General features: G+C 64.7%; 16 protein-coding genes. 7 read left to right on the forward strand and 9 right to left on the reverse strand.

Going from position 1 to position 18,638, the window contains the following annotated elements:
- Nucleotides 1–114: 114 nt before the first annotated feature.
- From LGM89_RS20140 to LGM89_RS20150, 3 genes are all read right to left on the reverse strand, one after another.
- The gene (locus tag LGM89_RS20140) at nt 115–336 is read right to left on the reverse strand and encodes a hypothetical protein (RefSeq protein WP_226273737.1); all 222 of its coding nucleotides are present in this window, start codon (nt 334–336) and stop codon (nt 115–117) included.
- A gap of 119 nt (nt 337–455) precedes the next feature.
- On the reverse strand, nt 456–983 hold the full coding sequence (locus LGM89_RS20145) for a 2'-5' RNA ligase family protein (RefSeq protein WP_226208132.1): 528 nt from the start codon (nt 981–983) through the stop codon (nt 456–458).
- A 79-nt stretch (nt 984–1,062) separates the two neighbouring features.
- Entirely contained in the window at nt 1,063–1,638 is a 576-nt protein-coding gene (locus LGM89_RS20150; RefSeq protein WP_226208133.1) for a nucleotidyltransferase family protein, read from the reverse strand.
- 126 nt (nt 1,639–1,764) lie between these two features.
- On the opposite strand from LGM89_RS20150, the gene LGM89_RS20155 reads away from it, so the two are divergent.
- The 3 genes from LGM89_RS20155 (at nt 1,765) to LGM89_RS20165 (ending at nt 4,360) form a co-directional block, all read left to right on the forward strand.
- A complete protein-coding gene (locus LGM89_RS20155) occupies nt 1,765–2,166 on the forward strand; it encodes an NUDIX hydrolase (RefSeq protein WP_226273738.1) in 402 nt (133 codons plus the stop codon).
- Nucleotides 2,167–2,253: 87 nt separating this feature from the next.
- Nucleotides 2,254–2,553 carry a hydrogenase maturation factor gene (locus LGM89_RS20160; protein ID WP_226208134.1) on the forward strand — a complete coding sequence of 100 codons (300 nt, stop codon included), beginning with the start codon at nt 2,254–2,256 and terminating at the stop codon, nt 2,551–2,553.
- A gap of 883 nt (nt 2,554–3,436) precedes the next feature.
- On the forward strand, nt 3,437–4,360 hold the full coding sequence (locus LGM89_RS20165; protein WP_089456365.1) for a recombination-associated protein RdgC: 924 nt from the start codon (nt 3,437–3,439) through the stop codon (nt 4,358–4,360).
- A gap of 280 nt (nt 4,361–4,640) precedes the next feature.
- On the opposite strand, the gene LGM89_RS20170 is transcribed toward LGM89_RS20165, so the two are convergent.
- Nucleotides 4,641–5,171 carry an isochorismatase family protein gene (locus LGM89_RS20170; protein WP_226273739.1) on the reverse strand — a complete coding sequence of 177 codons (531 nt, stop codon included), beginning with the start codon at nt 5,169–5,171 and terminating at the stop codon, nt 4,641–4,643.
- A gap of 820 nt (nt 5,172–5,991) precedes the next feature.
- On the opposite strand from LGM89_RS20170, the gene LGM89_RS20175 reads away from it, so the two are divergent.
- Nucleotides 5,992–8,136, forward strand: a complete 2,145-nt coding sequence (locus LGM89_RS20175) for a hypothetical protein (protein ID WP_226273740.1) — start codon at nt 5,992–5,994, stop codon at nt 8,134–8,136.
- 162 nt (nt 8,137–8,298) lie between these two features.
- On the opposite strand, the gene LGM89_RS20180 is transcribed toward LGM89_RS20175, so the two are convergent.
- The 5 genes from LGM89_RS20180 to LGM89_RS20200 form a co-directional block, all read right to left on the reverse strand.
- On the reverse strand, nt 8,299–9,699 hold the full coding sequence (locus LGM89_RS20180; RefSeq protein WP_089495035.1) for a GGDEF domain-containing protein: 1,401 nt from the start codon (nt 9,697–9,699) through the stop codon (nt 8,299–8,301).
- 261 nt (nt 9,700–9,960) lie between these two features.
- On the reverse strand, nt 9,961–11,139 hold the full coding sequence (locus tag LGM89_RS20185; protein WP_226273741.1) for an acetyl-CoA C-acyltransferase: 1,179 nt from the start codon (nt 11,137–11,139) through the stop codon (nt 9,961–9,963).
- 48 nt (nt 11,140–11,187) lie between these two features.
- Nucleotides 11,188–11,820: a bifunctional nicotinamidase/pyrazinamidase gene (gene pncA / locus LGM89_RS20190; RefSeq protein ID WP_046545910.1), complete on the reverse strand. Its 633-nt coding sequence runs from the start codon at nt 11,818–11,820 to the stop codon at nt 11,188–11,190.
- A gap of 40 nt (nt 11,821–11,860) precedes the next feature.
- Nucleotides 11,861–13,945 (reverse strand): 3-hydroxyacyl-CoA dehydrogenase NAD-binding domain-containing protein, encoded by a 2,085-nt coding sequence (locus LGM89_RS20195; protein WP_226208139.1) that lies wholly within the window; start codon nt 13,943–13,945, stop codon nt 11,861–11,863.
- 201 nt (nt 13,946–14,146) lie between these two features.
- The gene (locus LGM89_RS20200) at nt 14,147–15,790 is read right to left on the reverse strand and encodes a 3-(methylthio)propionyl-CoA ligase (RefSeq protein WP_089495038.1); all 1,644 of its coding nucleotides are present in this window, start codon (nt 15,788–15,790) and stop codon (nt 14,147–14,149) included.
- A 146-nt stretch (nt 15,791–15,936) separates the two neighbouring features.
- On the opposite strand from LGM89_RS20200, the gene LGM89_RS20205 reads away from it, so the two are divergent.
- The 3 genes from LGM89_RS20205 (at nt 15,937) to LGM89_RS20215 (ending at nt 18,637) form a co-directional block, all read left to right on the forward strand.
- Entirely contained in the window at nt 15,937–17,505 is a 1,569-nt protein-coding gene (locus tag LGM89_RS20205) for a protein adenylyltransferase SelO (protein WP_226208141.1), read from the forward strand.
- Between the two features lie 44 nt (nt 17,506–17,549).
- On the forward strand, nt 17,550–17,981 hold the full coding sequence (gene msrB / locus LGM89_RS20210; protein ID WP_089440292.1) for a peptide-methionine (R)-S-oxide reductase MsrB: 432 nt from the start codon (nt 17,550–17,552) through the stop codon (nt 17,979–17,981).
- A gap of 125 nt (nt 17,982–18,106) precedes the next feature.
- Nucleotides 18,107–18,637 carry a septation protein A gene (locus LGM89_RS20215; RefSeq protein WP_011352350.1) on the forward strand — a complete coding sequence of 177 codons (531 nt, stop codon included), beginning with the start codon at nt 18,107–18,109 and terminating at the stop codon, nt 18,635–18,637.
- The last annotated feature ends 1 nt before the right edge of the window (nt 18,638 follow it).

Raw genomic sequence — 18,638 nt, forward strand, 5'->3', positions numbered from 1 at the left:
GCGCCTAAACCCCATTCTCCATTGCAAGTGGCGTGCCATCCATGCCGGATGGGCGTGCATGGCGACTTGAAGCCGGAAATACGGAAATGGGCACGCTGGCCGAATGAATGTGTTTCAGCACTGATACAGGTTGGCATCTATCGTGCGACGGCCTATGTCGATTGCCGCTGCTGCGAGCGCCCAGTGACCGTGCGGCGGCATCGCCGTCACGAACCGTCCGAGCGCATCGCTTTTCAGACGCATCGGATCGTTTCGAAATTGAAACGCGCGGTGCGACACGTCGACGAGTACGGCCAGGTAGGGGCAGAGAGCGCACCTGGGTGCGCCGGCCTTCATTGGTGGCTCTCCAACGTCAATTCCGCTAGCAGGAACGACAGGAAGGCAGGTCGACGACGCGTGCGGATGGCGCCTGGCGGCCGGTGGCCGCCGGTCGTGACCGCCGGGAACTGGCCGGACTACACATCAACCGTTGGAAGCGCAATCTCGTGCATCTTCCTCCAGCGGCCCGACGCGTTCTCCAGCAAGGCGACGGAGTGACAGCACGTTCGAATCACCTCACGCGCAGACAGACGATGTTCGAGCTCGACGGCCACCAGATGGGCTGTCGCGGCATCCCCGTGCGCGACAGTCAGATGCGGAACCATGCCATCGTGTGCACCACCATAGGCGCGAAACATGGGAAAGCGCTCGACCCGCGCAGTCGTCAAGGCGACGAACGGTTCCGGCGGATCGGGAGCAAGATAAGTGGTGACTGCAAACCGCTCGACCTTCCTCAACGAAAATTCGAACGGCTGCACAACGCTCAGCGCGCTTTGCGCCTGACGAAGGACGTCGGGCGTAATTTCGTCAGGCGGCATGAAGGGAAACAGAACCGTGACGTGCGCCGGCACGCCCGGGTCGGAGGTAGCATCAAACCGACTCCGAAGATCCGCTACAGTTGACTCGGCTGCAGGAACCTCAACGACGAACGCTGTTGTGAGCATTCAGGAATCCTCTCGCGTCGATTGGCCAATGATGATGGACTTCCGTCGGCAACACTCCTCATGACTGCCTGTGGCATTTCTAAACGATGATGGTCACACGGGGCCAGCGGTCCTTGTATCTTTTCTGCTGGATTCGCCGAAGATAGGTATCCATGCTGACGCGCGCTGGATTGCGTCGCACCACCATGGAAAAGAGGTCATCGAGTCCGTATGGCGCACAGACATCGATTGTCCCGTCGTTCAGCAATGTAAGTCCGACCGCCGTCGCGTATTCTGGCCACGACGCAATCGCTTGTGCCAGTGATCTGAACGGAAGCACTGGATGCCCAAAGGTTTTCTCGAACCAGAGATGTACAGCGGCCTGATTGGTCACCTCCCAAGGAAGCTCGGGGTGCGTGGCCGCCAGCAGGAACTCAAACGTCGCGTCGCGCTCGGCAGAAAGATCTGTTCCGTCGAAGTACGCAACATCGATGTCAGACAATGCCGACGGCGCGTCCAGCCCATGCAACGAGTCCCACACAAGGTTTCGGACCGCACCCGCACCGATGCACCACGAAGGTAGATTGAGAGCTCGAACCGCAACCAGTGCAGGCCAAAACCATGACGACTCCCGCGCAAGGGCAATGAGACTTGCTTCGAAATCGGTCGATGACATGAGTAACGAGCCCGCTGCGTCGACGATGACCTGCTGCCTATGGAACTCGCTGCCCGACGGCAGACATCGGACAGGCAATCAGAACCACCGCGCTAGAATACTAAAAATACTCAAGCCGCAGCCGTCATGAGCGTCCAAGATTGCGTCGATGTACCCATAAAAGAACGCGCAACTGTAGTGTGCCTCCAAGGGAACCGTGTGTTGCTGGTCGCGCGCGCGGCATCCCGATGGGCCCTGCCAGGCGGGACAATTAAGGCCGGCGAGACGCCTCTGGAAGCGGCGCATCGAGAGTTGCAGGAAGAGACCGGCTTGGTCGGCTTGGACCTTACGTATGCCATGCACTTCGGCGGTCTCTCAAAGCTGCACCACGTGTTTATTGGTGAACTCAGCGCCGACCTGAAGCCGCAACCAAACAACGAAATCGCCCGCTGCAAACTGTTCCGTCACGATGACGTCGCAAAATTGCGGGCGAGCATTCCTACGAAGAAAATCATCGAGTTGGCCTACGGCAACGACTGGCGCCCATAGGCAAGATTCATGTCGCTTTTCGAGGGCACGTAGCTATACTTCCGCGTGCAAACCTTCGGACGTCGCTCTACCCGCAGCGAGGCGAACATGACCAGCTCATACACCTACCGTGGATATACGATCGACGTTCATTGCGAACATAAGACCGAAGTGTCTCGAGAATCTTCGGCCACTTGCGAGACACCGCCCGGCTACCTCGCAATAGTCCAGGTGCGCGCAGCAAACACACGATCTTTTTTCCTAGCGCCGATTCGCTTGGCTGACGATCAAGGCAAGCCGTTTGCCGACAGCCTCGATGCGTTGCGCGCCGGCCGTTCTGCAGGCGAGATCATCGTGGACGACCTACTCGTCGACACATCCAGTGCCTGCATTAGCCTTCAGCGATGATGCTGCCGCAGCGTCTCGCGGACAGCGTAAACGCATAGAAAGACTCCAAGCATCGTAACGCCGGATGAGACGAAATCGTTCAGCGAGCCGGTGCTATCCAGGAGCTTGGGAAAGAGTCCCATGCTTAGCCCAACTGCGGTCAAAAGAAGACCCCCGACAACACCCCAGATGGGGCCTGCGTTCTCATTGTGCGTGTATTTCATTTTGCCCCCCGTCCTGTGTCCCATCCCCGAGACACTTTCAATATAGCTGATCAATATTTGGGACCAAAGCGACTTTGACGGACACGCCCTACATGCAAAAAATCCCGCCCTCGGGGGGAAAATGAGGGCGGTAATTGAAACGGACACCTCTGGCACGAGACGGTCCAAGAGGGTTATCGGCGGTATTCCAAGAAACTGAAGAAGACCACTGGAGATACGGAAATTCATCCCTCCCGGCTTCTGCTCCAGCGAGGAAAAAGGGGGAATCGACGGGGGGTATCAATCGATCAATGGAAGTTGAATTTCCTCAAATATCAATAGATTAATCGTTGATATTTCAATGCAACTTCCACATGACGATATGTCGGAGCACTTCGGTTGCTCCTGTTCGTTCCGGTTCGGCGACTTGCCTGTCACCCTTGCCAATCGGGCACCATCCGTCCGGCTCCAGGCGGTGGCCGTACAAGTACAGAATTGCCGGGAAGGAGAATCTCCTTGCCATCGGCGAAGGAAAAGCAACTTTTCGAGCAGGGCGTGACTTCCGTTCCGTGGCGAATTTGGTGAGCGATGCCCACCTACCCGGCACTACATCATCAACGATCGGACCGTCAAATCGCACGAGCGAATCCGCACCCGAAGCATCACCGTCATATAGAATGGTGCGCTTTGCCCGTACTCCTATGTGGTTCAAGAACCTTCAGCTTCATCGTCTTCCGGCACCTTGGGCCGTTACCCCCGATCAGATGGAAAAATGGCTGGCGCCCCATGCGTTTCAGCCGGGCACCAGCGTCGAGATGCAGAGCCATGGATGGGCGTCGCCGCGTGACGACGGCGCACTCGTGTATTCGATCAACCGGCAGATGTTGCTGACGTTTCGTGCCGAGAAGAAGCTGCTCCCGGCGTCGGTCGTCACTCAGGTGACCAAGGCACGTGCGCTTGAAATCGAGGAGCAGCAGGGCTTCAAGGTCGGGCGAAAGCAGATGCGCGAACTCAAGGAGCAGGTGACCGACGAACTGCTCCCGCGCGCGTTCACCATTCAGCGCGATACCCGCGTGTGGATCGATACGGTGAACGGCTGGCTCGTCATCGATGCGGCTTCACAGGCTGTTGCCGACGACGTTCGCGGCCTGCTCGTCAAATCGATCGATCAGTTGCCGCTCGCCGGTGTTCAGGTGGTGCGTTCGCCGGTCGCCGCGATGACGGATTGGCTGTTGTCCGGCGAGGCGCCGGGCGGATTCACCGTGGACCAGGACGCCGAATTGCGCTCGAGCGGCGAAGGCGGCGCCACGGTGCGATATGTCGGCCACGCGCTGGAAGCGAACGACATGCGCCGGCACATCGAGGCCGGCAAACAATGCATGCGCCTGGCGATGACCTGGGACAACCGGATCTCCTTCGTGCTGACGCCGTCGCTGACGATCAAGCGCGTGACGCCGCTCGACGTGATCAAGGAAGCGGCGGATCCGACCGCGCAGAACGACGATGAACGCTTCGACTCGGATGTCACGCTGATGACCGGTGAATTGGCGCGGATGTTGGCCAGCCTCATCGATATCCTGGGTGGCGAGCAGCGCGACTCGGCGCATCAGGCGGCAGCGGCCTGAACGCCGTCGGCGACCGAGAAACCTCGCCGCCCCGCAACGGCGAGGTTTCGAGCCGGCGCGACAGTTCAACAAGGACTGTCGTCGCGCTGTCAGAAGTTCACGACCGGGCACTCGCGCACGATGCCCGATTTTTCTCCGTCTCGCCCACCAACGCGACGGTCCCGCCCACGACCGCCGACAGCCAGCCTGCCAAACCTGACGGCGCCAATGCGCCGACATCCCGAGATTCACGCATCCGACTCCAGGAACGCTGTTCCCGTCAGCGCACGAGCGCCGCGGCTCACTTGATCAGGCGCAGCACATCGCGAAAACGCGGATGCCGGCTGGAACCCAGCCATTCGAATCCGATCATCTCGACCGTCGCGATTTGCACTCCCGCCGCCGCGAGCCGGGCGATCCCCGCGTCCCGGTCGATCGTCCTGCGCGACCCCACGGCATCGCTGACCACCGTCACTTTGCGACCGCTGCGCAACAACCCGAACGCCGTTTGCAACACGCACACGTGCGCCTCGCAACCGGCGACGATGACGCTGTTGCGCCCGGCCGGCAATGCCTCGACCAGGCCCTCCGCGCATGCGTCGAAATGATCCTTGACGACGGTGCTGGAGCACAGGTCCTTGATCTCCGGTACGTTCCGGCCCAACTGGACGGGGCTCTGCTCGGTACCCGTCACCGGCACCCCGAGTATCTGCGCAATACGGGCAAGTCGGACAGCCTGCGTGACGACCGATGCCCCTTCGTGAATCACCGGCATCAGCCGCGTCTGAAAATCAACCAATACGACCACTGAATCGTCGGACACGTGCAGCACGGTGCATTCTCCGGAGTGAAGGCGACGCCAACCAACATCGGCCATCGATGAAAAGTCGCTCTGTCGCAAGATCGTCATCCCCGCAAACGACGAATATCGAATCGCATCAATGACCGACTGCGGCAATTCGGTAAGCGGAAGCGGTTCCCAAGCCTACCAAACTTGCCGACACCGCTGGCGCGATCGCATGGAGCCCGATTCACGGAGTCACGCGCCAGCCCGGTCGCAGGAACGCCGGTTGCTCACCCCTCCGTATTGCCGAATCCACCACATTCCACGGCTTCGTTTGCACCGCCCGAGACACGGCGACAGGCAAACCGCCACGATTCAATCCCGGTTCGCAATCAATCACCAATACCGACATCGATTGCCAATCGATTTTCACCAAACTCGATAATCAGCACGTCTCCACTCCCCCGTAAAAGCGCACATTTTACCGACCTGACAAGCAATAATTGCACCCCACTCCATAACATTATTCTAAAACCATCAAATCATTATTGACTTCGACTTTATCCGAACTTTAGAATCCCCTACGGCAGCTTACGTTTCGTTTTTCACTCCGTGCACGCCCCATGTCGGCACCGCACCGGAACGCCAACAGAGAAGTGTTTCATGCCTGGCCGGGGCAGCGCCTCCTTTTGCTTTCAATTCCGGCATTAACCATCAACCGGTTAATTACCATTCAATTCGCCCCAGAATCACGCCCGGATTAATTCAGAATTTCCCTGGAATTTCGCAATACCGGACGAGGCAGATCGAGTACCCACTCATTCGATAATTCTCATAAAAATCGCCAGTCATCAGGAGGGACATCAACATGCATCGCCTTGCGAAGTCGCTGTGTCTCGGATTCATCTGCGCCGGCCTGCTCGCGGCCTGCAATGACGACGACGTCAAATCGAGCAACCCGCCGTCGAACAACGCCGCACTGTCGTTCCGCATGGACACCGGCGGCCAGATCAACGCGTTCTATCGGCAGGACAACGTCGCCGCACACCTGCTCGCGCGCTCGTCGACGAAGCCGCGTCTGCTCGTGGTCTTCCCCGCCGGCAACAGCGGCACCGGGCTGTGGTTCGACGACACCGCGCAGCCGGTGAACTGGAGCCTCGACACGCCGCCGTCCGCGCTATCGGCACCCGACACGCACGGCCGTCCGCTGTACGGCATCGGCGCCGACGTGTCGGTGGACACCAACACGCTGACGATCCGGCAGGGCGTGCTCAGCAACGTGCGCTTCCTGCGCGACTTCAACGGCGGCGCCACGATTCCGCAGGAGATCCTCGCCGCGCCGACGGTTCAGGGCGGCGCCGCGCAATGGCAACGCGACCGGATCGACGGCGCGCCCGGCTATTCACTGCGCATCACGCTGCGCGACGGCGGCAGCATCGCGCCGGCAGCGGACGGCAAGCTCGTCCTGAGCGCACCGGCGGGCTCGCACACGCTGCGGCTGCATGTCGATGCGCTGTCGGGCGAGACGCCGTTGTCGCCGATCACGCGCGCCGAACTGCTCGGGCCCTCGGTGAACCCCGACCCGGTGAGCCAGAACGTGCTCGAGTTCCTGAGTTTCCACGACAAGCTGCTGGCCGGCTCGTGGCAGTACGACACCTACTTCGGCCGCGACACGCTGATCTCGGTGCGCATGCTGATGCCCGTGCTCGAACCCGCGGCGATCGAGGCCGGCCTGTCGTCGGTGCTGAGCCGGCTGTCGACCGACGGCAAGGTCGCGCACGAGGAAGGGATCGGCGAATTCGCGCTCGTCGACAACCGGAAGAACGGCCGGCCGAACGATCCGACGCCGACCTACGACTACAAGATGATCGACAGCGACTACCTGCTCGCGCCGATCGCGGCCGCGTGGCTGATCGACGATACGCGCGGCCAGGCCCGCGCGGCCACCTATCTCGCCCAGCGCGGCAGCGACGGGCAGACCAATGGCAGCCGCCTGGTCGTCAACCTGCTGCACGTCGCGACGACCGCTCAGCCGTTCGCGCAACAGCCGACGGTCGCGAACCTGATCCACTTGCGGCCCGGCGAAATCGTCGGCAACTGGCGCGACAGCACCGACGGGCTCGGCGGCGGCGTCTATCCGTACGACGTCAACGCGGTGCTCGTGCCGGCCGCGTTGCGCGCGGCGAACGCATTCCTCGCGCGCGGCCTGCTCGATCCGTATCTGGATGCCGGGCAGCGCGCGACGCTCGCCAACACGGCTAACCAGGCGGCCACGTGGGAAACCCAGGCACCGCCGCTGTTCCAGGTCAGCGTGCCGGCCACACAGGCAGCCACCGACGTGTCGGCCTATGCGCCGTCCGCCGGCGTGCCGGCCGGCGCCGCGCCGGGCACACCGCTGGCGTTCTACGCGCTGTCGCTCGATCAGCAGGGCAATCCGGTTCCGGTGATGAATTCGGACGGCGGCTTCGCGCTGCTGTTCGGCACGCCGCCGGACGACGAGCTTCAGCGGATCGTCACCGACGTCACGCGGCCGTTCCCGACCGGGCTCGTGACCGATGCCGGGATGCTGATCGCGAATCCGGCGTATGCAAGCCAGGCGCTGTGGCCGAAGTTCACCAGTTCCGCGTATCACGGCACGGTGATCTGGTCGTGGCAGCAGGCGATGTGGGTGGCCGGGCTCGATCGCCAGCTCGCGCGCCAGGACCTGTCGGCCGCGACACGCACGCTGCTCACGCAGGCACGGCAGACGATCTGGCAGGTGATCTCGAACGGGCGCGACATGCGCACGTCGGAGATGTGGACGTGGTCGTACGTGAACGGCAAGTACCAGACCGATGCATTCGGCACGCGCAGCGCCGACGCCACCGAAGCGAACGCGGCACAGCTCTGGAGTACGACGTATCTCGCGATCCGCGACCCGCAGCAGCGCGCGGGCAAGTACTGGTGGCAGGCGTCGCAGCGGATGCAGGATGCGCAGCCGAAGCTGAGCGCGGCGGCGCTGGCAGCGCGGTAGCGCGTCGCCAGTCGCGTGCCGACCGGGCATGCAAAAGCCCCGGGGCGTGACCGCCTCCGGGGCTTCGTCAGAAATCGAGGCGCTGGACACAGCTTCTGTACGCCCGGGCGGCCGAATGTTCTGCGTCCGTTCACCCGCGCCCGTGTGCCGCGCCAACCCGTATCACCGCGCCACGACCCGGTTCCGCCCTTCCCGCTTCGCCTGGTACAACCGTTCGTCGACCACGCGCAGCAACGCATCGACCGTGCTGCCGTCGGCCCCGTATTGCGCGACACCGACACTGACCGTCACCTGCACGCGCTTGAAATCGAGCCCGAACGGCGAACTCGCGATCGACGAGCGTACGCGTTCCGCCGTCATCCGCGCGCCTTCGAGCGGCATGTCCGGCAGCAGCGCCATGAACTCCTCGCCGCCGACCCGCGCCAGGCCGCCCGCGGGCCGGATCGCATCGAGGCACTGGCGCACGACGCCGCGCAGCACCTCGTCGCCGATCTGATGCCCGTACGCATCGTTGATGTTCTTGAAATTGTCGAGATCGAGCGCGAGCAGGCAGAACGGTGTGCCGTCGCGCTCGGCCCGCACCATCTCGCGCTCGACCTGCGCGATGAACTGCCGCCGGTTCGACGCGCCCGTCATCGGATCGGTCGCGGCCATGTATTCGAGCTTCTGGTTCGTGCGCCGCAGTTCCTGCAACGCGCTCTCGGTGCGCGCCATCGATTCCGACAGCCGGCTCATCAGGTCCTCCTGGCTGTAGATCGCCGAGAACGAGCGCGTCGTCTGCAGCGCCTGCACGACACCGTAGCTGAGCAGGAAGAAGCCGCCGGCAAAAATCGCATGCGCGAGCCACCACATGTGATTCCACGGCTTGCCGAGAATGAACGCGAGCGACGACAGCGCGAACGCCATGATCGACACGCCGTAGATCACCATCAGCGGCGAGCGGATCCGTCGCGCGAGCAGCACGGCGACGTTCAGCAGCGAGAACACGAGCGCGCCGCCTTCCATCGACAGCCGCGTGCCCGGCGCGCCCGCGACCGGCGAATACGCGATGTACGCCACGGCCACGTTGACGATCACGAAGAACACGATCCACGGCAGCCACGTGCGCACGCTCGTGCGCTTCTCGAGGCGATCGGGCGGACGCGAATACGACAGCAGGCCCGTGAGCAGCAGGATCGACATCACGAGCCGCGACGCGGGTCCGTACAGCAGGAACAGCCAGATGTTGTGATGCGCCATTCCGGTGAACGCACCGTGCAGCGCATAGATCATCGCGAAGCCGAGAAAGCCCAGCGTCAGCCAGCGCAGCAGCGGCTCGCCGGACGACCGGTAGCAGACCCACGTCACGTAGGTGACGAACGCGCCTTCGAGGGTCGCGGCGGCGATCGCGATTTCATGGAACGCGTGGTTCTCGAACACGACGTGCGGGTCGCTGAAGAACCACAGATAGGCGATCAGATAGGCGGGCAGCAACGCGAATCCGACCAGCAGGCATTTCGCGTAGAGCCTTGCGGCCGCGCTGACGACGCGCGGCGGTTCCCCGGCTGCATAGGTCGTACTCATTCGGTCCCCGGTCGGTCTGCTGCGTTGGTTCGAACCTTCGCGGCACGGATCGCACGACGCACGATCCGGCCCATCGTGCCGAAAGGCAAATGTCAGAGCAAGTATAGGTGGGGCAATTCGTTTGACAAGTAAGGGGAAACGGCATTGCCGGGCGCATGCCTTTTGCTTCCCGATTGTTTCGAATGGCGGATCAGTCGCGCCGATTCGCGTCGCGGCCGCCTGTCTCGCCGAAGCGAAACCGCGGCCGCTCCGTGCCAAAGATCAGAGGATTTCGAACAGGCCGGCCGCGCCCTGCCCGCCGCCGATGCACATCGTGACGACCGCGTACTTCACGCCGCGCCGCTTGCCTTCGATCAGCGCATGGCCGGTCAGGCGTGCGCCCGATACGCCGTACGGATGGCCGACCGCGATCGCGCCGCCGTTCACGTTCAGACGATCCTCAGGAATCCCGAGCGTGTCGCGGCAGTACAGCACCTGCACCGCGAACGCTTCGTTCAGCTCCCACAGGCCGATATCGTCGACCTTCAGCCCTGCCTGCTTCAGCAGCTTGGGCACCGCGAACACGGGGCCGATGCCCATCTCGTCCGGCTCGCAACCGGCCACCGCGAACCCGCGGAACACGCCGAGCGGCTGCAGCCCTTCGCGCTGCGCGGCGTCGGGGCTCATCACGACGCAGGCCGACGCGCCGTCCGAGAACTGGCTCGCGTTGCCCGCGGTGATCACGCCACCCGGCACGGCCGACCGGATCTTCGATACGCCTTCGAGTGTCGTGTCGGGGCGAATCCCTTCGTCGGCCGAGACCGTCACTTCCTTCGTGAACAGACGGCCCGTCGCCTTGTCGGCCACGCCCGCGAGCACGGTGATCGGCACGATCTCGTCACGGAAACGCCCGGCTTCCTGCGCGGCCGCCGCGCGCAGTTGCGACTGCACGCCGTACTCGTCTTGCCGCTCCTTCGAGATGCCGTAGCGCTTCGCGACGTTCTCGGCCGTCTGCAGCATGTTCCAGTAGATCTCGGGCTTGTGCTGGACGAGCCAGCCTTCCTGGATCATGTGGTGGTTCATCTCGTTCTGCACGCACGAGATCGATTCGACGCCGCCCGCGACATACACTTCGCCTTCGCCCGCGATGATCCGCTGCGCGGCCAGCGCGATGGTCTGCAGCCCGGACGAGCAGAAACGGTTCACCGTCATCCCCGGCACCGTCACGGGCAGCCCCGCGCGCAGTGCGATCTGCCGCGCGATGTTCGCGCCGGTCGCCCCTTCGGGGTTTGCGCACCCCATGATCACGTCCTCGACGCGTGCGGGGTCGAGCTTCGCGCGTTCGACAGCGGCCGCGACCGCGTGGCCGCCGAGCGTCGCGCCGTGCGTCATGTTGAACGCACCGCGCCAGGATTTCGCCAGCGGCGTGCGGGCGGTCGATACGATTACGGCTTCGGTCATGCGAGTCTCCTTCGGTCCTGCTTCACCTGAATCGGATGGGGAATTGCGCTACGCCGCCGGGCGCGCGCCCGCGGACGTCACATGCGCGACGCCCGCTGCCTGCATCTGCTGCCATGCGTGGGCGAGCGACCCGTTCAGGTCGATCGCGCGGCACGCATCGTTGATCACCGCGGCTTCGAAACCGGCCGCGCGCGCATCGAGCGCCGACCACGCGACGCAATAGTCGGTCGCGAGCCCGCAGCACCACACGCGCTTCGCGCCGAGCTCGCGCAGATAGCCCGCGAGCCCGGTGCGCGTCGTGCGGTCGGCTTCGACGAACGCGGAGTAGCTGTCGACCTGCGCGTCGCCGCCCTTGCGGATCACGAGCCGCGCATGCGGGATATCGAGATCGCGATGCAACGCCGCGCCGTCGGTGTCCTGCACGCAGTGCACGGGCCACAGCACCTGCTCGCCGTACGGCAGCGCGAGCGTGGAGAACGGTTCGCGGCCCGGGTGATTCGCCGCGAACGACACGTGCTCGCGCGGGTGCCAGTCCTGCGTCAGCACGACCTGGTCGAAGCGTTGCGCGAGCGCATTGATCACCGGCACGACCGCGTCGCCGTCGGGCACCGCGAGCGCGCCGCCCGGCATGAAGTCGTATTGCACGTCGATCACGAGCAGGACGTCGTCGGTGCGTTTCATTGCGTTTCTCCGGGTGTGCGTGGCGCCGCGATCCGGCGCGTCAGCCGTTGAACCCGCGGCCGGCCTTCGCGAGTTCCGCGATCGACGGCGCGAGTTGCCATGCGTCGCCGTTCGGTGCCGCCGCATAGCGGCGAATCGCGCGCTCGACGTTGTAGAGGCCGACCACGTCCGCGTACAGCATCGGGCCGCCGCGCCACAGCGGGAAGCCATAGCCGGTCAGGTAGACCATGTCGATGTCGGACGCCTTCGACGCGATCTTCTCCTCGAGGATCTTCGCGCCTTCGTTGACGAGCGCGAATACGAGCCGTTCGACGATCTCGTCGTCGCCGATCTTGCGACGCTCGACACCGCGCTCCTTCGAGTATGCGACGACCATCTCGTCGACGAGCGACGACGGCTTCGCCTTGCGATCGCCCGGCACATAGTCGTACCAGCCCGCGCCCGTCTTCTGGCCGAAGCGGCCCTGCTCGCACAGGCGGTCGGCGATCTTCGAGTAGTGGAGCTCGGGCTGCTCGACGTAGCGGCGCTTGCGGATTGCCCAGCCGATGTCGTTGCCGGCGAGGTCGCTCATCCGGAACGGTCCCATCGCGAAACCGAATTTCTCGATCGCACGGTCGACCTGCGCGGGCAGCGCGCCTTCCTCGAGCATGAAGAGCGCCTGGCGGATGTACTGCTCGATCATCCGGTTGCCGATGAAGCCGTCGCACACGCCGGACACGACCGCCGTCTTGCGGATCTTCTTCGCGACGGCCATCACGGTGGCGAGCACGTCCTTCGCGGTCTGCGCGCCGCGCACGACCTCGAGCAGCTTCATCACGTTCGCCGGGCTGAAGAAGTGCATGCCGACGACGTCCTGCGGACGCTTCGTGAACGCCGCGATCTTGTCGACGTCGAGCGTCGACGTGTTCGACGCGAGGATCGCGCCCGCTTTCGCGACTTCGTCGAGCTTCTTGAACACCTGCTCCTTCACGCCGAGTTCCTCGAACACGGCCTCGACGATCAGGTCGGCGTCCTTCAGATCGTCATAGGACAGCGTCGGCGTGATCAGCGCCATGCGTGCGTCGAGCTTCTCCTGCGAGAGCTTGCCCTTCTTCACCTGCGCATCGTAGTTCTTGCGGATCGTCGCAACGCCGCGCTCGAGCGCTTCCGGTTTCGTCTCGAGCAGCGTGACGGGCAGCCCCGCGTTGACGAAGTTCATCGCGATCCCGCCGCCCATCGTGCCCGCGCCGATCACGCCGACGCGGCGGATCTCGCGCAGCGGCGTATCGGCCGGCACGTCGGGAATCTTGCTCGCCGCGCGCTCGCCGAAGAACGCATGCCGCAGCGCGCGGCTTTCCGGCGTCATCATCAGCGCGACGAAACCCTCGCGCTCGGCCACGCTGCCCTTGTCGAAGCCGTGCAGCACGCCGGCCTCGATCGCGTCGATGCACTTGTGCGGCGCGGGGAAATTCGGGGCGGCAGCCTTCGCGGAATTGCGCGCGAACTGGATGAAGCCGGCGGCGTTCTCATGGACGATCTTGCGATCGCGCACACGCGGATGCGGCCCCTTCTGCGCGCCGACCTTGCGGGCGAATGCGACGGCCGCGCCGAGCAGGTCGCCATCGGCCATTTCATCGAACAGCCCGCTCTTCGCCAGCTGCTCCGACGGCACGGGTGCGCCCGACACGATCATGTTCAGCGCGGTTTCGAGCCCCACCGCACGCGGCAGGCGCTGCGTGCCACCCGCGCCCGGCAGCAGGCCGAGCTTCACTTCGGGCAGCGCGACCTGCGCGCCCGGTGCCGCGACGCGATAGTGCGCGCCGAGCGCGAGCTCGAGGCCGCCGCCCATCACGACGCTGTGCAGCGCCGCGACGACGGGCTTCGCGCTCGTCTCCACCGCGCGGATCACGGTGTGCAGCGTCGGCTCCTGCAGCGCCTTCGGCGTATTGAATTCGGTGATGTCGGCGCCGCCCGAGAATGCGCGTCCCGCGCCGGTCAGCACGATGGCTGTCACCGACGGGTCCTGCGCGGCGCGATCGAGCGCGTCCATGACGCCCTGACGGGTCGACAGGCCGAGCCCGTTGACGGGCGGATTGTTGAGCGTAAGGACGGCCACGCCGTCGCGAGTCGAGTAATCCACTGCCATCTGCCTGCCTCCATGCATCGCGCGCCGGGGTGGCTGCGCTTCATTGTGCGCGGTCGAACAGCCGCATGTCCTGATGAACGGAGGCAGCATACAACGAAAAAGCACGGTCGTTCAATTTGAATTTTGTTCCCGATGCCGGTTGCCCGATCCGGGGACGGATCTGGCAACCGTCTCACGAGCTGCTTCCGGCCCGGACTCGAGTTACGGCTCGCAGACCGCCGTCGGCAACACGTAGTCGCGGAACGTCTCGCGCAGCTTCAGCTTCTGCAGCTTGCCGGTCGCGGTGTGCGGCAGCGATTCGACGAACACGACGTCGTCGGGAATCCACCATTTCGCGACCTTGCCTTCGTAGAACGCGAGCAGCGCGTCGCGGCTCAGGTTCGCCCCTTCGCGCGGCACCACGACGAGCAGCGGGCGCTCGGTCCATTTCGGGTGCGCACAGGCGATGCAGGCGGCCTCGGCCACGCCCGGGTGCGCGATCGCGACGTTCTCGATGTCGATCGAGCTGATCCACTCGCCGCCCGACTTGATCACGTCCTTGCTACGATCGGTGATCTGCAGGAAGCCGTCGGGGTCGATCGTCGCGACGTCGCCGGTCGGGAACCAGCCGTCCGACAGCGGCGACGATTCGCCGCGAAAGTAGTGATCGATCACCCACGGGCCGCGCACCTGCAGTTCGCCGAACGCGACGCCGTCCCACGGCAGTTCGCGGCCGTCCTCGCCGACGATCCGCATGTCGACGCCGCAGATCACGCGCCCCTGCTTCTCGAGCAGCTTGCGCTGCGCGTCGAGCGGCCGCTGCGACTGCGCCCAGTTGAGCTTCGCGAGCGTGCCGAGCGGCGACAGTTCGGTCATGCCCCATGCGTGAATCACGCGCACGCCGTATTCGTCCTCGAAGGTGCGCAGCATCGCGGGCGGGCACGCGGAGCCGCCGATCACCGTGCGGTTCAGCGTCGAGAAGCGCACGCCGGCCTCGCGCATGTAGTTGAGCAGGCCGAGCCACACGGTCGGCACGCCTGCGGAAAACGTCACGCGCTCGGTCTCCATCAGCTGGTACAGCGATTTTCCATCGAGATCCTTGCCGGGCAGCACCAGCTTGCCGCCCGTGAGCGGCACCGCGTACGGCAGCCCCCATGCGTTGACGTGGAACATCGGCACGACGGGCAGCACGGCGTCCATCGCGGACAGGTTCATCGCGTCGGGCAGCGCGGCGCCGTACGCGTGCAGCACGGTCGAACGGTGCGAATACAGCACGCCCTTCGGGTTGCCGGTCGTGCCCGACGTGTAGCAGAGCCCCGACGCCTGCTGCTCGTCGAGGCGCGGCCAGTCGTAGCGGCCATCCTCCGCTTCGACGAGCGTTTCGTAGCAGAGGAACGGTGTCGTGCCGGACGGCAGGTGCGCGGCGTCCGTCATCGCGACCCAGCCCTTCACGTGCGGGCATTGCGGCGCAATGGCCTCGACGAGCGGCGCGAAATTGATGTCGAAGAAGACGTAGCGGTCTTCCGCATGATTGACGATGTACGCGATCTGCTCGGGAAACAGGCGCGGGTTGATCGTGTGGCACACGGCACCCATCCCGCCGATCCCGTAATAGGCTTCCAGATGCCGGTAGCCGTTCCACGCCAGCGTGCCGACGCGATCGCCGGCTTCGACGCCGAGCCGCGTGAGCGCCTGCGCCAGTTGCTTCGCGCGGCGTTCGCAATCGCGGTACGTGTAGCGATGCAGGTCGCCTTCCACGCGCTTCGACACGATCTCCGTATCGCCGGCGTGCCGCGCGGCATGCGAAATCAGCGAGGACACCAGCAACGGCATGTCCATCATCTGGCCCAGCAACGGCTTACCCATCGTCTTGTTCTCCGTGAGGATGCGAATCGGTGCCTCTGCGGCGCGCCCGTCAGCGGCCCCGGACGGGCGTGGCGCACGGTGCGCGGGCCACCATGCGGGCGGCGCGGCGCCGCCTTACAATATCGGCTTACCCAGAGGCGCTCAACATGTCGTTTTCCCGAAGCGCAGCCGATCCGGCTGACACCCTCCCCGACCTCGCCGCCACGCTCGGCGAGCCCGCCACTGGCGCGTTCGTCACGCTCGGCGACGCGTTTCATACGCGGCTGCCGGCCGCGCCGCTTGCCGCGCCGTATGTCGTCGGCTTTTCCGACGAAGTCGCGCAACTGCTCGACCTGCCGCCATCGATCGCCGCGCAGCCCGGCTTCGCCGAGCTGTTCGCCGGCAATCCGACGCGCGACTGGCCCGCGCACGCGATGCCGTATGCGGCGGTGTATTCCGGCCACCAGTTCGGCGTGTGGGCCGGCCAGCTCGGCGACGGCCGCGCGCTGACGATCGGCGAGCGCACCGGCACGGACGGCCGCCGCTACGAGCTGCAGCTGAAAGGCAGCGGCCGCACGCCTTACTCGCGGATGGGTGACGGCCGCGCGGTGCTGCGCTCGTCGATCCGCGAATTCCTGTGCTCGGAAGCGATGCATCACCTCGGCATCCCGACCACGCGCGCACTGACGGTGATCGGCTCCGACCAGCCGGTGGTGCGCGAGGAGATCGAGACGTCGGCCGTCGTCACGCGCGTGTCGGAGAGCTTCGTGCGCTTCGGCCACTTCGAGCACTTCTTCTCGAACGATCGCCCCGACCTGCTGCGCCAGCTCGCCGATCACGTGATCGATCGCTTCTATCCGGATTGCCGCCACGCCGACGATCCGTACCTCGCGCTGCTCGAGGCCGCGACGCTGCGCACGGCCGACCTCGTCGCACAGTGGCAGGCCGTCGGTTTCTGCCACGGCGTGATGAACACCGACAACATGTCGATCCTCGGCGTGACGATCGACTACGGCCCGTTCGGCTTCGTCGATGCGTTCGACGCGAACCACATCTGCAACCACTCGGATACGAGCGGCCGCTACGCATACCGGATGCAGCCGCGCATCGCGCACTGGAACTGCTATTGCCTCGCGCAGGCGCTGCTGCCGCTGATCGGCCTGCAGCACGGCATCGCCGACGACGATGCGCGCGCCGAGCGTGCGGTGGAGGACGCGCAGGCCGTGCTCGCAAAATTTCCGGAACGTTTCGGCCCCGCGCTCGAACGTGCGATGCGCGCGAAGCTCGGCCTGGCGCTCGAACGCGAGAACGATGCCGAGCTCGCCAACAAGCTGCTCGAGACGATGCATGCGAGCCACGCGGATTTCACGCTGACGTTCCGCCGGCTCGCGCAGATCTCGAAGCACGACGCGAGCCGCGACGCGCCCGTGCGCGACCTGTTCATCGACCGCGACGCGTTCGATGCGTGGGCGAACCTCTACCGCGCGCGGCTGTCCGAGGAAACACGCGACGACGCGGCACGTGCCGCCGCGATGAATCGCGCGAACCCGAAATACGTGTTGCGCAACCATCTGGCCGAAGTCGCGATCCGGCGCGCGAAGGAGAAGGATTTTTCGGAGGTCGAGCGGCTCGCGCAGATCCTGCGCCGCCCGTTCGACGAACAACCGGAGCATGAAGCGTACGCGGCGTTGCCGCCCGACTGGGCCGGGTCGCTCGAAGTGAGCTGCTCGTCCTGAGCCCCGACCCGCGCGACTCGACCGACCGATCAGGAGAACCCCACATGTCCCACGATTCCGACGACAAGACCTTCCCGTACCAGAAGGACGACGCCGAGCTGCGCCGCCGGCTCACGCCGATGCAGTACGAAGTCACGCAGCATGCGGCAACCGAGCGCGCCTTCACCGGCGAATACACCGACACCGAAGACGACGGCATCTACAAATGCGTCGTCTGCAGCACGCCGCTGTTCGAATCCGGCGCCAAGTTCCACTCGGGCTGCGGCTGGCCCAGCTACTTCAAGCCGCTCAACGGCGAGGTGATCGACGAAAAGGTCGACTACTCGCACGGGATGGTGCGCGTCGAGGTGCGCTGCAACCACTGCGGCGCGCATCTCGGCCACGTCTTCGAGGACGGCCCGCGCGACAAGACCGGTTTGCGGTACTGCATCAATTCGGCTGCGTTAAACTTCGAGTCCCGACCCGAAAACGAATGAGCGGCGCCGGGCGGATCCGCGGGGCGCCCCTCGCGCCGCCGCCACGATCCGCTCCGGCGGTGCCTGGCGGGTCCCTACAACGGTGAAAGGCCGCGCAAGCGGCCTTTCACGCAGCTGCGAGCGCCATGAAATTCCTGTTCGATCTGTTTCCGATCATCCTGTTTTTTGCCGCCTTCAAGGTCTGGGGCATCTTTACCGCCACCGCCGTCGCGATCGTCGCGACGCTGGCCCAGGTCGCCTGGGTTGCCTTCCGGCACCGGAAGGTCGACACGATGCTGTGGGTCAGCCTCGGCGTGATCGTCGTTTTCGGTGGCGCCACCCTCGTCCTGCATGACGAGAAATTCATTCAATGGAAACCGACTGTGCTGTACTGGCTGTTTGCGATCGGGCTGCTCGCCGCGCGCTATGCGTTCGGCAACAACCTGATCGAGAAGATGATGGGCAAGCAGCTCACGCTGCCGCACCCCGTGTGGGACAAGCTGAACGTCGCCTGGGCGCTGTTCTTCGCGGTGCTCGGTGTCGCGAACCTGTACGTGGTGCACAACTTCACCGAATCGCAATGGGTGAACTTCAAGCTGTTCGGCACGACGGGCGCGATGGTCGTATTCATCATCCTGCAGAGCCTGTGGCTCACGAAATACCTGAAGGACGAGTGAC

This window comes from Burkholderia sp. AU31624, from assembly GCF_020420065.1.
In the GTDB taxonomy this organism is placed as follows: domain Bacteria; phylum Pseudomonadota; class Gammaproteobacteria; order Burkholderiales; family Burkholderiaceae; genus Burkholderia.

Coding starts and splice junctions, on each gene's coding strand:
- LGM89_RS20140 (WP_226273737.1), bottom strand. CDS start 336: ATGAAGGCCGGCGCACCCAGGTGCGCTCTCTGCCCCTACCTGGCCGTA.
- LGM89_RS20145 (WP_226208132.1), bottom strand. CDS start 983: ATGCTCACAACAGCGTTCGTCGTTGAGGTTCCTGCAGCCGAGTCAACT.
- LGM89_RS20150 (WP_226208133.1), bottom strand. CDS start 1,638: ATGTCATCGACCGATTTCGAAGCAAGTCTCATTGCCCTTGCGCGGGAG.
- LGM89_RS20155 (WP_226273738.1), top strand. CDS start 1,765: ATGAGCGTCCAAGATTGCGTCGATGTACCCATAAAAGAACGCGCAACT.
- LGM89_RS20160 (WP_226208134.1), top strand. CDS start 2,254: ATGACCAGCTCATACACCTACCGTGGATATACGATCGACGTTCATTGC.
- LGM89_RS20165 (WP_089456365.1), top strand. CDS start 3,437: ATGTGGTTCAAGAACCTTCAGCTTCATCGTCTTCCGGCACCTTGGGCC.
- LGM89_RS20175 (WP_226273740.1), top strand. CDS start 5,992: ATGCATCGCCTTGCGAAGTCGCTGTGTCTCGGATTCATCTGCGCCGGC.
- LGM89_RS20180 (WP_089495035.1), bottom strand. CDS start 9,699: ATGAGTACGACCTATGCAGCCGGGGAACCGCCGCGCGTCGTCAGCGCG.
- LGM89_RS20185 (WP_226273741.1), bottom strand. CDS start 11,139: ATGACCGAAGCCGTAATCGTATCGACCGCCCGCACGCCGCTGGCGAAA.
- pncA (WP_046545910.1), bottom strand. CDS start 11,820: ATGAAACGCACCGACGACGTCCTGCTCGTGATCGACGTGCAATACGAC.
- LGM89_RS20195 (WP_226208139.1), bottom strand. CDS start 13,945: ATGGCAGTGGATTACTCGACTCGCGACGGCGTGGCCGTCCTTACGCTC.
- LGM89_RS20200 (WP_089495038.1), bottom strand. CDS start 15,790: ATGGGTAAGCCGTTGCTGGGCCAGATGATGGACATGCCGTTGCTGGTG.
- LGM89_RS20205 (WP_226208141.1), top strand. CDS start 15,937: ATGTCGTTTTCCCGAAGCGCAGCCGATCCGGCTGACACCCTCCCCGAC.
- msrB (WP_089440292.1), top strand. CDS start 17,550: ATGTCCCACGATTCCGACGACAAGACCTTCCCGTACCAGAAGGACGAC.
- LGM89_RS20215 (WP_011352350.1), top strand. CDS start 18,107: ATGAAATTCCTGTTCGATCTGTTTCCGATCATCCTGTTTTTTGCCGCC.